Source organism: Leifsonia psychrotolerans, from assembly GCF_013410665.1.
Taxonomy (GTDB): domain Bacteria; phylum Actinomycetota; class Actinomycetes; order Actinomycetales; family Microbacteriaceae; genus Cryobacterium; species Cryobacterium psychrotolerans_A.
Window position 1 is genome coordinate 1914725 of record NZ_JACCFM010000001.1, and the last position, 12168, is coordinate 1926892.

General features: G+C 64.6%; 10 protein-coding genes. 4 read left to right on the forward strand and 6 right to left on the reverse strand.

Annotation, left to right across the window (positions count from 1 at the left end):
• Window position 1 precedes the first annotated feature (1 nt).
• On the forward strand, window positions 2-1012 hold the full coding sequence (locus tag HNR05_RS08940) for a ketopantoate reductase family protein (RefSeq protein WP_179578693.1): 1011 nt from the start codon (window positions 2-4) through the stop codon (window positions 1010-1012).
• A gap of 34 nt (window positions 1013-1046) precedes the next feature.
• On the opposite strand, the gene HNR05_RS08945 is transcribed toward HNR05_RS08940, so the two are convergent.
• The gene (locus tag HNR05_RS08945; RefSeq protein WP_179578694.1) at window positions 1047-1649 is read right to left on the reverse strand and encodes a nucleoside/nucleotide kinase family protein; all 603 of its coding nucleotides are present in this window, start codon (window positions 1647-1649) and stop codon (window positions 1047-1049) included.
• Between the two features lie 23 nt (window positions 1650-1672).
• On the opposite strand from HNR05_RS08945, the gene HNR05_RS08950 reads away from it, so the two are divergent.
• Window positions 1673-2563: an A/G-specific adenine glycosylase gene (locus tag HNR05_RS08950; protein WP_179578695.1), complete on the forward strand. Its 891-nt coding sequence runs from the start codon at window positions 1673-1675 to the stop codon at window positions 2561-2563.
• Between the two features lie 33 nt (window positions 2564-2596).
• Here HNR05_RS08950 and HNR05_RS08955 read toward each other — a convergent pair whose 3' ends face one another.
• Window positions 2597-3754 carry an AI-2E family transporter gene (locus HNR05_RS08955; RefSeq protein ID WP_179578696.1) on the reverse strand — a complete coding sequence of 386 codons (1158 nt, stop codon included), beginning with the start codon at window positions 3752-3754 and terminating at the stop codon, window positions 2597-2599.
• A 123-nt stretch (window positions 3755-3877) separates the two neighbouring features.
• Here HNR05_RS08955 and HNR05_RS08960 point away from each other — a divergent pair, with 123 nt between their 5' ends.
• Window positions 3878-5332 (forward strand): RNB domain-containing ribonuclease, encoded by a 1455-nt coding sequence (locus HNR05_RS08960; RefSeq protein ID WP_179578697.1) that lies wholly within the window; start codon window positions 3878-3880, stop codon window positions 5330-5332.
• A gap of 62 nt (window positions 5333-5394) precedes the next feature.
• Here HNR05_RS08960 and rbfA read toward each other — a convergent pair whose 3' ends face one another.
• The 4 genes from rbfA to nusA form a co-directional block, all read right to left on the reverse strand.
• Entirely contained in the window at window positions 5395-5904 is a 510-nt protein-coding gene (gene rbfA / locus HNR05_RS08965) for a 30S ribosome-binding factor RbfA (RefSeq protein ID WP_179578698.1), read from the reverse strand.
• Window positions 5905-6012: 108 nt separating this feature from the next.
• Window positions 6013-8895, reverse strand: a complete 2883-nt coding sequence (gene infB / locus HNR05_RS08970) for a translation initiation factor IF-2 (protein ID WP_179578699.1) — start codon at window positions 8893-8895, stop codon at window positions 6013-6015.
• Window positions 8896-8971: 76 nt separating this feature from the next.
• Entirely contained in the window at window positions 8972-9229 is a 258-nt protein-coding gene (locus tag HNR05_RS08975; RefSeq protein ID WP_179578700.1) for a YlxR family protein, read from the reverse strand.
• 73 nt (window positions 9230-9302) lie between these two features.
• Entirely contained in the window at window positions 9303-10313 is a 1011-nt protein-coding gene (gene nusA, locus HNR05_RS08980) for a transcription termination factor NusA (RefSeq protein ID WP_179578701.1), read from the reverse strand.
• Window positions 10314-10475: 162 nt separating this feature from the next.
• Here nusA and HNR05_RS08985 point away from each other — a divergent pair, with 162 nt between their 5' ends.
• Window positions 10476-11981, forward strand: a complete 1506-nt coding sequence (locus tag HNR05_RS08985) for an alanine/glycine:cation symporter family protein (protein WP_179578702.1) — start codon at window positions 10476-10478, stop codon at window positions 11979-11981.
• Window positions 11982-12168 lie beyond the last annotated feature (187 nt).

Below are 12168 nucleotides of genomic sequence, written 5' to 3' on the forward strand. Positions count from 1 at the left end.
AATGCGCATTGCAGTGATCGGAGCCGGGGCACTCGGTGGCACCTTTGCCACACTCTTGACCCGCGCGGGCCATGAGGTTACCGTCACCGCGCGGGGCGCGGGCCTCGCCGCGATCCGGGCCGACGGGATCCGTCTTCGCGGCGGATTCGGCGAGGCACACGCCCGGCCAGCCGTGCTCGAACGGCTCGTCGAACGTCCCGAACTCACCCTGGTCTGTACAAAGGCGCAGGATGCCGAGGCCGCGATCGGCGAGAACGCCGTCATGATCAACGGTTCCCCCGTGATCGTCGTGCAGAACGGGCTCGACGGCGTGCAGACCGCGAAGCGACTCCTGCCCCACTCCGAGTGTTTCGGTGCGTTGTCGATCATCGCCGCGAACTACACCGAACCGGGACAGGTGACGGTGACGACCGCGGCACCCACCTACCTCGGCCGCGGCGACGGGCCGATCGATCAGGAAACCCGCCGGTGGCAACGCGTGCTCAATGAGGCGGTGCCGACCCGTGCGATCGAGAACTTCATCGGCGCCCAGTGGACCAAGCTCATCGTCAATATGCTGAACGCCCTGCCCGCCATCACCGGTTTGAGCGTGCAGCAGGTCATTGCCCACCCGGGTCTTCGTCGCGTGATGACGGCGAGCATGCGGGAAGCCGTGCGGGTGGGTGCCGGGCGCAACGTGCGCTTTGGTGCCTTGCAGTCACTCAGCAACCGCAGTCTGCGCGTGTTCGCCCGGCTTCCGCTGTGGGCCGGACAGATCCTGCCGCTCCGCATGCGCCGTCGCATGGGAGCGGTTCCGAACCGGGGCTCCACGCTTCAGAGCATCACCCGGGGCCAGCGAACCGAGATTGACTTTCTGAATGGGGCGATCGTACGTGAGGCCACAGCGGCAGGCCTGCCAGCTCCGATCAACACGCTACTCACCGCGCTCGTGCACGAGGTCGAGCGCTCGGGGGCGTTTCTCACGCCCGCTGCCGTGCTGACGCGCGCCGACGTCCTGCTGCACGCCGAATAAGCCGACAGAAATCGTGCGATCGCTGGCCATCGCCCTAACAGCTGTCGAGCAACAGTCGTCGGGGGTGTGCCGGATTCGAGTTGTCGACCACGGCCGACGCGATCTGGCGCGGGTTCACCTCGGCTTCGTAGAGGCGGTCGGCCGCTGACTGCGGCGCCCCGTCAAGAACAATGCTGTACGACCAGAGGCCGTTCAATTCGCGCCGGTTGATGAAGTCTCCGTCGACGATCAGAATGGCGTCAATCGGGGCTGTCTGCCAGGTCGGCTGAATCCAGGTGTCACGATCCGGGTCCCAGTGCTGCGTGACAAACCCTGTCGCCACCCCCATCTTGAACGGGTCGATCAGAACTCGACGCAGCGTGGCATAGTCATAGCGATGGCGGTAGTCCCGATCGGGCGTGACGGGGCCGAACGCCTCCTGCGCGAACCGCGAGCGATGGAAGTATCTCAGCGATGCCCGAAACACCGGATGCTCGCGCTCATCGAACACCTCCGCCAGGTCCTCGGCGAACGCGATTCGACCAGAACCTGTCGGGCCTCCCACCGCGACGATCTGCCGCCCGAGCCCATAGTTGTGCAAAATCTCGGTGGCCAAGCCACGAAGGAACTCTATGCGGGGTGTGGAGACAAGCCTCATGAATCGAGCCTAGGTTAGAAGTGATGAAAGACACTCGCCCTGTGCCCACTCTCGCGCCACCGATCAACGCCTGGTTCCATGCGAATGCCCGGGATCTCCCGTGGCGTCGCGACGGTTTCTCGGCCTGGGGCACCCTGGTCAGCGAGTTCATGCTGCAGCAGACTCCCGTGAACCGGGTGATCCCCAAGCTCGAAGCCTGGCTCGAACGCTGGCCGACACCGGCCGCCCTCGCCTCGGTTCCCGCCAGTGAGGCCGTGCGCGCCTGGGCCACTCTTGGCTACCCCCGCCGGGCTTTGTGGCTGCATGCGGCAGCTGTTCAGATCGACGAGCGGCACGGCGGGGAGGTGCCCGACGACGTCGACGAGTTGCTCGCGCTGACGGGTGTCGGTGATTACACCGCGCGTGCCGTCGCCGCCTTTGCCTATGGCCACCGGCATCCGGTCGTGGACACGAACACTCGCCGAGTGATCGCCCGGGCCGTGGCGGGTCAGGCAGAACCGGCTCCGCCCAGCCGCACCCGTGACCTCGAAGCGATGGAGGCGCTGCTGCCCGACGACCGTGGCGAGGCTGCGGCCTTCAACGCCGCAATCATGGAACTGGGGGCGGTCGTCTGCGCGGCGAAATCGCCGCGCTGCGACGTATGCCCGATTCGGAATGTGTGTGCCTGGCGTGCCGCCGGCTACCCGGCCTACGATGGGCCGCGCAAGGCCATGCAGAAGAAGTATGAGGGAAGCGACCGGCAGGTGCGCGGCCTGATCATGGCCGAACTGCGCTCCACTCACCGCCCCGTCACCGACGCGGAAGTCGTCTCACTCTGGTCGGATGCCGCCCAGCGTGACCGTGCCCTGGCCGGTCTGCTCGCCGACGGCCTCGCCGTCCCCGCACCCAGCGGAGGTTACCTGCTGCCCGGCTGAGCGAAACCGTGATCGTCGCTGTCGATCGCGTGCCTATTCCGGACGTTTCTGCTTGGCCGGTTCAGCCGGCTCGTTCGGTCCATTCCAAATCGTCACAATCCCCCAGGCCACCGCCGCAATCGGCACCGACAACACCGCGCCGACGATACCGCCGACAACGGTTCCAATCGTCAAGGCGAGCAGAATCACCAGCGCGTGAAGCTTGAGTGAACGAGCCATCACCACCGGTTGTAAGAAGTTCCCCTCCAACTGATTGACCGCGACGACCACGATGATCACGATCAGCGCAACGCCCGGGCCGTTAGCCACGAGGGCGACCAACGCAGCCAAGATGCCGGCCGCCGTCGCACCCACCAGCGGAATGAACGAGGTCAGAAAGACAATCACCGCGAGCGGAAGGGCCAGCGGCACCTGCAAGATGGCCAGCGCCACTCCGATTCCGATGGCATCAACCGCCGCCACCGTCGCGGTGCCGCGCACATAGCCGCCGAGCGTCGAGACTGTCTTGTCGCCAATGCGACGGGCTCGGGCGTAGCTCTCACCCGTGAAGGGCCGCAGCAGGAACTCCCAGATCCGTGGTCCGTCCTTCAAAAAGAAGAACAGCACCACGGCCATCAGCACGAGGCCGGTCAGAAAGCTCCCAGCCGCCGAGACTCCGGCGAGAGCGCCGCTGCCGAACTGACTGCTGGTCAGAAAGTCGGTCACCGCCTTCTGCACGCTTTCGAACTGCTCCGAGCTGAGCGCAAACGGAAGGTGAGCCAGCGAATCCTGGAGCTGCAGGAGGCCGTCTTTCGCCGAGTCAAGCAGGTCGGTCCACTGGTTGCGCACCGCATTCACAATCAGCCAGCCGAGGCCGCCCAGCACCACGATGAGGGAGACCAGGGCCAACCACGTCGCGAGGATGTCCGGCACGCCTCGGGAACGCATCCACCGCATCAGTGGGTTGATGGCTGCAGCCAGAATGAGCGCAATGACAACGGGAATCACGACCAGGCTGAGCTGGGTCATTCCAAACACCAGCACACTCACGACAAGCAGCACAGCGATGATCTGCACGCTGCGGGTCGCGAGTCGTCCGAAACCGTCCGTCCACTGCGTCTTACGCGGCGGCCCCGGCGGCGCGGTCGTCGCCGATGTCAGGGGGCCTGGCCTCGTGTGTGCCACGATGCGTCGGCGGTCGAACAATCCCATGGGAGCTCCTCTTCGTCTCGACAGATGTCGAGGATTCCAGCAAACCCCACATCGACGCTTCGGAGTGCGTTCCACGCCGATACTCGTAGATTCATCACGACGCACGCAATCTAGGCTGATGCCATGCCCCACCGCGTGCTGCACATCCAACCTCCCTTCGAGGAACTCCGTCGGGTTCTCGCCGCTCTGCCTGAAAAGTTCGGGCTGACGCGTGACTTCGAACCCGAGGTTCTCGCCGAGGCGCGGCGGGCGATCCTCACCCATGAGCTGCCGACGGCCGATCAGACCGCACTGCCGTTCGTCACGATCGATCCTGCGGGCGCAACCGACCTCGATCAGGCCATGCATCTCGAGGCACGGGGCGAGGGATTCCGGGTCTACTACGCCATCGCGGATGTCCCCTCCTTCGTCAGCCCCCAGGGCGCCATCGATCGAGAGGCTCGGCACCGGGGACAGACCATCTATACGCCCGACGGCCGCATTCCCCTGCACCCGATCGAGATCAGCGAGGGCGCGGCGTCGCTCCTGCCGGGCGAAGAGCGCGGCGCGTTCGTCTGGCAGATCGATCTGGATGCCGCCGCAGAGGTCACACACGTCACGGTCGCCCGCGCGCTGATCCGCAGCCGCGAACAACTCAGCTATGAGGCCGCCCAGTCTGCACTTGACGCGGGAACGGCCGGACCCACCCTGCGGCTCCTGCAACACATCGGCATTGCCCGAATCGATCTGGAACGCCGACGCGGGGGTGCGAGCCTGCGCATTCCCAATGTCGAAATTGACGGGGACGAGGTCGACGGTAGCGCCGCCGGCTATCGACTCGTGCGACGCAGCCCGTTGCCGATTGAGGATTGGAACGCGCAGATCTCATTGTTGACCGGCATGGCCGCGGCCCAGCTCATGCTCACCGGCGGCGTCGGGCTGCTCCGCACCATGCCGGAGCCGGAGCCGGCCACACTCGCCAGCTTTCGCCGCCAAGCGGATGCCCTCGGCCATCCCTGGCCCACGGGCATGCCATACGGCGAATATCTACGCAGCCTCGACCTTCGCGACCCCCGGGAACTCGCCATCACGCACGCCGCGGGCTCGCTTTTTCGAGGTGCCGGGTACACGGCCTTCGACGGAACCGTGCCGACTGACATCCTTCAGGCAGCTGTCGCTGCACCCTACGCTCACGTAACCGCACCACTTCGCCGACTCGTCGATCGGTTCGGTCTCGTCGCGTGCGCAGCACTCTGTGCGGATCAACCGGTGCCGGGCTGGGTGCGCGACGCTCTGGGAGAGTTACCCGCGATCATGGCGGGATCGGACCAGAAGGCCGGAGCCATCGACCGCGCGGCAGTCGACATCGTTGAAGCCGCCGTGCTCAGCACACGCATCGGCGAGGTCTTCACCGCGACGGTGATTTCGGCCGGCAACGGGAAGGGGCCGGGCAACGGGCGCATCCAACTCAGCGACCCTGCCGTCACCGCGCGCTGCACCGGCGAGTTCGTGGCCGGTACGCGCATTGCCGCACGCCTGATTGAGGCCGAAATCGCAACCGGCACCGTACTTTTCGAAGCCACACGCCCACCCTCCTGAACCGACAAAACCGGCGTACGGAGGTCGAAACCTCCGTACGCCGGTGCCAGCCCGAACCCGACCTACGCGGTCGAGCCCGTCTCTGAGCCTGCTTCGTCGCCGAGCAAATTGTCGACGTCATCCTCCAGATCGTCTGGGTCCTCGTCGTCGTACTCACGCGGCTTTGCATACGGGTCGGCGTCGCCGGCGTACGTGGCGGTCTCAGCAAGCTGACCCACCTCGGTGTCGCGTTCGTGCGCGGTGCGCAGCAGGTCTTCGATGAGTTTGGCGTTCTCGGGGATTCCGTCGGCAATGAATTCGATCGACGGGGTCAAGCGAGCGGTGATGTTCTTGCCCACCTCACTGCGCATCATGCCGGTGGCCGCCTTCAGCGCCTGAGCGCTGTCGGCACGTTCCTCATCGGAGCCATAGACGGTGTAGAAGATCGAAGCGTGCTGCAGGTCGCCCGTCACTTTGACATCCGTGATTGTCACGAAGCCGAGACGTGGGTCGCGGATGCCGCGTTCGAGGCGCTTGGCCACGATGACCTTGATGCGGTCTGCCATTTTTCTGGCGCGTGCCGGATCTGCCATTGCTGTTCTCCTTCTGGATTCCGTCGACCGAGTGAGTCGAGATCTGGTCTCGACACACTCGGTCAGCGGTGAACTGAGGTCAGCGGATGCCGACCTCAACGTGCGTTGTTAGACGCGGGGCTTCTCTTTGAGCTCGATGGTCTCGATCTCGTCGCCGATCTGGATGTCGTTGAACTTGCCCAGGCCGATACCACATTCGAAGTCCGTGCGAACCTCGGTGACATCGTCCTTGAAGCGACGCAGCGATTCGATGGCGAGGTTGTCGCCCACGACGATGCCGTCGCGGATGACTCGCGCCTTGGCGTTTCGGGTGATCGTGCCGGAGCGAACGATGACACCGGCGACGTTTCCGAACTTCGACGAGGAGAAGACCTCGCGGATTTCGGCGACACCACTCTGAACCTCTTCGTACTCGGGCTTGAGCATTCCCTTGAGGGAGTTCTCAATGTCCTCGAGTGCCGAGTAGATGACGGAGTAGAAGCGCACGTCGACGCCTTCACGAGCCGCACGTTCGCGCGCCTTCGTGTCGGGACGCACGTTGAAGCCGATGATGATGGCGTTGTCGACGGTCGCGAGGTTGACGTCGCTCTCCGTGACGGCACCGACACCACGGTGGATGATGCGCAGCTGGACCGAGTCATCGACCTCGATCTTGAGCAGCGACTCTTCCAGGGCCTCAACGGCACCGGAAACGTCACCCTTGATGATGAGGTTGAGCGACTCGACCTTGCCCTCTTCGAGTGCACGGGTGAAGTCTTCGAGGCTGATGCGCTTGCGAGTGCGAGCGAGCAGGGCGTTGCGCTCTGCAGCTTCGCGCTTCTCGGCGATCTGACGGGCAGTGCGGTCTTCTTCGATGACGAGGAAGGTATCGCCGGCGCGGGGAACGCTGGAGAGACCCTGAACCTGGACCGGACGTGACGGCGTTGCTTCCTTCACGGCGTTGCCGTTTTCATCGGCCATGGCACGAACGCGGCCGTAAGCCGTACCCGCGACGATGGCATCTCCGACGCGCAGCGTTCCCGACTGGATGAGCACGGTTGCAACCGCGCCGCGCCCCTTGTCGAGCTTGGCTTCAATAGCCACACCGCGGGCATCCTTGTCGGGGTTGGCCCGCATGTCGAGGCCGGCGTCTGCGGTGAGCAGAACGGCATCGAGCAGTTCTTGAATGCCGATGTTGTTCCGCGCCGACACGTCGACGAACATGACGTCTCCGCCGTATTCTTCGGCGACGAGGCCGAACTCGGTGAGCTGCTGACGCACCTTCTGCGGGTTGGCGTCCGGCTTGTCGATCTTGTTGACCGCGACGACGATCGGCACGTTTGCAGCCTGGGCGTGGTTCAACGCTTCAATGGTCTGCGGCATGATGCCATCATCTGCTGCGACAACGAGAATCGCGATGTCGGTCACCTGGGCACCACGTGCACGCATGGCGGTGAACGCCTCGTGGCCCGGGGTGTCAATGAAGGTGATCGGGCGTTCGATGCCCTCGTGCTCGGCAACAACCTGGTACGCACCGATGTGCTGCGTGATACCACCGGCTTCGCCTTCGACAACCTTCGAGTTGCGGATGGCGTCCAGCAGTCGAGTCTTACCGTGGTCGACGTGACCCATGACGGTGACGACCGGCGGACGCGCCTTCAGCTCGTCATCAGTCTCTTCGGCGAGTTCCTCGTCGATGTCGATACCGAAGCCGAGCAGCAGCTCGCGGTCCTCGTCCTCGGGCGAAACCATTTGGATCTTGTAGCCCAGTTCTTCACCCAAAATGTCGAATGTCGCCTCATCGAGGGACTCGGTCGCCGTGGCCATCTCACCGAGGTGGAACAGCACGGTGACGAGGTTTCCGGGGCTCGCGTCAATCTTGTCGGCAAAGTCAGTGATCGATGCGCCGCGGCGCAGACGAACAACGGTTCCACCATCGCCACGGGGGACGCTGACGCCACCCAGCGACGGAGCTTCGCGCAGTTCGAATTCTGCTCTCTTCGTACGCTTCGACTTCCGTGCCTTGCTCTTGCCGCCACCGCGACCGAATGCACCAGCGGTTCCACCGCCGGGACCGCGGCCACGACCGCCACCGCCGCCACCGGCCGGACGCGGAGCGCCGAAGCCGGGGGTTGCGCCGGGTGCGCCACCGGGACGAGCGAAGCCGGGACGAGCGCCACCGGCGCCGCCGGGGGCACCACCGGGACGCTGGAAGCCGCCGGGACGCTGACCGAAACCGGTCGGACGCTGACCCTGGCCGGGTCCGCCCGGGCGGGGTGCGCCGGGGCGCGGAGCCGCCGGACGCGGAATGTTACTGGGGGTGGGCACCGGCGATGTCGGGCGTTGGCCCATGCCCTGTGCGCTGGCGAACGGGTTGTTGCCCGGACGCGGAGCAGCCGGACGCTGGCCCATGCCCTGGTTGCTTGCGAACGGGTTGTTGCCCGGACGCGCGGCGGGCGGCTTCGGAATGCTTCCACCGGGCTTGGCAGCCGGTGTTGGGGTTCCGGTGGACGGCGTTGCCGGAGCATCGCCGGCCGGGGCCTCAGCGGCAGCCGCGGCAGCGGCCTTCTCTGCTGCAGCAGCCTTTTCGGCGGCGGCAGCCTTCTCGGCAGCCTGAGCCTGGCGCTCGGCGACAGTCAGTGGAGCAGCCGGGACCGGAGCGGCGTCTGCGGCCGGAGCCTCGACAACTGCTTCGACGGGAGCTTCGGGGGCGACAGGAGCAGAGGGACGACCGGGGGTCGGGCGTGCTGCACCGGGCTTCGCCGCGGGGGTGGGACGTGCGGGGGTTGCGGCAGCGGACGGCGCCGCGGCGGGCGTTGCCGCCGGGGCTGTCGCGCCTCCGACAAGTCCGTCGGCCTCGAGCGCTGCGCGCAGACGACGGGCGACGGGGGGTTCAACGCTACTGGACGGTCCCTTGACGAACTCGCCCATTTCTTTCAGTTTTGCAAGGGCAATCTTGCTGTCGACACCGAGCTCGCTTGCGATCTCGTGTACGCGTGGTTTTGCAGCCACAATTCTCCTGTTCCGGGCCTGCACCCGGAATGGGGCAGGCCGTTAGTAACGGACGGGTCTCATTTCGAGCCGCTCATTAGTTATCCATAAGCCAATTCAGCCTGTTCTCTAGTTGTGTCGCGTCCAATGGACGCGATACGCGAAGCGCACGCCCGAAAGCATGACGCTTGACCGCTGCGTGAAAGCATGTGATCGACGGATGCAGCCACGAACCTCTCCCGGGGAGTGTGGCAGTTTCATCTGCCACAAGTTCTGATTCCCGGGCCACAACCCTCAGAAGTGAAGACCGCGGGGCCCGTGAACGGCATCCAATGCACGTTCTAACGGCTTCCATCGTACCCCCTTTCGGTGCTCATGCCGATTCGGCGTCGGTGGCACTGCGCCAGAAGCGCAGCGCCACCTGTTCCCTACTCGGAGTCTTCGAGGATGCTGTCGGGCTGAATATCGATCTTTGCGCCGGTCAGCTTCGCCGCCAGACGGGCATTCTGGCCTTCCTTACCGATAGCGAGCGACAGCTGGTAGTCCGGCACGAGTGCGCGAACGGCCTTCGTCGCCTCATCGATGATGTAGGAACTGGTGACCTTGGCCGGCGATAGCGCGCTGGCCACGAAGGTGGCGAGGTCGCTCGAGAAGTCGACGATGTCGATCTTCTCGTTGTTCAGCTCAGCGGTCACAGCGCGCACGCGCTGACCCAGCTCGCCGATGCAGGCACCCTTGGCGTTGACGCCGGGCTCTGTGGCACGCACGGCGATCTTGGTGCGGTGGCCAGCTTCGCGGGCCAACGACACGATCTCGACGACGCCGCTGGCGATCTCAGGGACCTCGAGAGCGAACAGCTTGCGCACGAGCGACGGGTGGGTGCGCGAGACGGTGATCTGCGGCCCCTTCATTCCCCTGGCGACGCTCGTCACAAAGACACGGATCCGCTGCCCATGCTCGTAGCTCTCGCCCGGCACCTGCTCCTCGGGCGGCAGGATCGCCTCAATTGTGCCGAGGTCCACGTGGATCATGCGCGGGTTCGGACCCTGCTGGATGATTCCAGCAATGATGTCGCCCTCGCGGCCCTTGAATTCGCCGAGGACCGCATCGTCTGCGATGTCGCGCAGACGCTGATTGATGACCTGCTTGGCCGCAAAAGCTGCGATCCGTCCAAAGTCATCCGGGTTGTCGATGGCCTCGCCGACGACGTTGCCTTCTTCGTCGTGCTCGGGCACGAAAATGTTCACATGCCCGCTCTTGCGGTCGAGTTCGACTCGCGCTCCGAGCTCTTCTTCTGCAGCCTGCTTCGTGTGCTCACCCGGGTGGGTGTGCTTCAAGTAGGCGGTCAGAATCGCTTGCTCAATGATGTGCACGAGTTCCTCAAAGGGAATCTCTTTTTCGCGTTCCATCTGACGCAGCACAGTGAGGTCGATGTCCATGGCCGGCCTCCTCTATTCAAATTGTGCCGCCGCGAAACTGCGCGGCGGGCTTCTCTCTACGATACCGGAGAGTCGTCACCCTGCCACACAGAGGGGACGCCGGGACGGCCCAAAACCATCCCCGATGCACGCCGCACCCCCCAGTCGGGGGATAATTGGCCAATGGATGCCCTCAACGACTTCATCGCCTCCGCTGGCGACAGCCTCTGGACTTTCGTGGTCCTCCCCGTACTTGTCGTTCTGGGCCTCTACTTCACGGCGCGCTCCGGCATCGTGCAGTTTCGACTCATTCCGGAGATGTTTCGGACCCTGACTGACAAAACGCCGACAGATGAAAATGGCAAGCCGCAGTCGGTGTCGGCGTTCCAAGCGTTCACCATTTCGGCGGCATCTCGCGTGGGCGTCGGCAACATCGCCGGGGTTGGCACTGCGATCGCCATCGGTGGCCCGGGCGCCATTTTCTGGATGTGGGCGATGGCCTTCCTGGGCGGCGCGGCGTCCTTCGTTGAGTCGACCCTCGGCCAGCTGTACAAGGTGAAAGACACCGACGGCTTCCGCGGTGGTCCGGCCTATTACATGCAGCACGGCCTGAAGGCCCGGTGGATGGGCATTGTCTTCGCCGTCATCCTGATTCTCTGCTTTCCGCTCGCCTTCAGCTCCCTGCAGGCCAACACGATCACCGCAACCGTCTCGGCCACGATTGGCACGGATGCCGCAGCCTGGGTGCCCTGGTTGGTGGGCGGCGTGCTCGCCGTCCTGACCGCGCTCGTGGTCTTCGGTGGCGTGCGACGCATCGCATCCGTCACCCAAGCCGTGGTGCCCGCGATGGCGTTGCTCTATCTGCTGCTCGGTCTCGTGATCGTCGCCATGAACATTGACCAGCTGCCCGGGGTGTTCGCGTCGATCTTCACGCAGGCCTTCGGCTACAACGAGGTCATCGGCGCGACGCTCGGCACCATCATCATGACCGGCGTGAAGCGGGGAATGTTCTCGAACGAAGCCGGTCTCGGCTCCGCTCCGAATGCCGGTGCGAGTGCAGCGGTCACACACCCGGTCAAGCAAGGCCTTGTGCAGACACTCGGTGTCTACTTCGATACGTTCCTGATCTGCACCATCACAGCCTTCATCATCCTGGTGGGGACACCCGACCTGGTCGGCGCGACGCGAGGCATCGGGCTCACCCAGAACGCCGTCGTCGGCGCCCTCGGAAGCTGGTCAAGCGTGCTGCTGAGCGTGATCATCTTCTTGCTCGCGTTCAGTTCGATTCTCGGCAACTACTACTACGGCGAGTCGAACATCGAGTTCATCACGCGCAGTAAAAAGGCGCTCACCTCGTACCGCGTCCTCGCTGTGGTCGTGATCTTCCTCGGCTCAATCGCCGGCGCCGACCTCATCTGGAACACCGCCGACGGAATCATGGGGTTGATGGCACTGGTGAACCTCACGGCGATCGCGCTGCTCTCCGGCATTGCGTTCAAGCTCCTCAAGGACTACACCCAGCAGCGTCGGGCGGGTAAAAACCCTGTCTTCACGCGTGATCTGCTGCCCGGTGTGACGGGCATCGAGTGCTGGGCGGATGAGGCCTCGGTCACCGGTCCGATCGATATCGGCACGCGCCTTCGCGAGAACGAGAAGCACCAGGACCACCTGCACTCCCCGGCGAACTAACCTCCCACGTCGCATCCCTCGTCCCACCCTCGTCCCCCAAACCCCCTCAAAACGCCCGCGAGAGTGCAGTTGTTGTTGTTATGGACGCGCCATAACAACAACAACTGCACTCTCGCGGTTTGTGGGATGAGTGCGGAACCCGTTATTTGATGGTGCCGGGTCCGCTCGCCTCGACGCGTGAGTCGTG

Coding starts and splice junctions, on each gene's coding strand:
- HNR05_RS08960 (WP_179578697.1), top strand. CDS start 3,878: ATGCCCCACCGCGTGCTGCACATCCAACCTCCCTTCGAGGAACTCCGT.
- HNR05_RS08950 (WP_179578695.1), top strand. CDS start 1,673: ATGAAAGACACTCGCCCTGTGCCCACTCTCGCGCCACCGATCAACGCC.
- HNR05_RS08985 (WP_179578702.1), top strand. CDS start 10,476: ATGGATGCCCTCAACGACTTCATCGCCTCCGCTGGCGACAGCCTCTGG.
- HNR05_RS08940 (WP_179578693.1), top strand. CDS start 2: ATGCGCATTGCAGTGATCGGAGCCGGGGCACTCGGTGGCACCTTTGCC.
- rbfA (WP_179578698.1), bottom strand. CDS start 5,904: ATGGCAGATCCGGCACGCGCCAGAAAAATGGCAGACCGCATCAAGGTC.
- HNR05_RS08945 (WP_179578694.1), bottom strand. CDS start 1,649: ATGAGGCTTGTCTCCACACCCCGCATAGAGTTCCTTCGTGGCTTGGCC.
- nusA (WP_179578701.1), bottom strand. CDS start 10,313: ATGGACATCGACCTCACTGTGCTGCGTCAGATGGAACGCGAAAAAGAG.
- HNR05_RS08975 (WP_179578700.1), bottom strand. CDS start 9,229: ATGGAAGCCGTTAGAACGTGCATTGGATGCCGTTCACGGGCCCCGCGG.
- HNR05_RS08955 (WP_179578696.1), bottom strand. CDS start 3,754: ATGGGATTGTTCGACCGCCGACGCATCGTGGCACACACGAGGCCAGGC.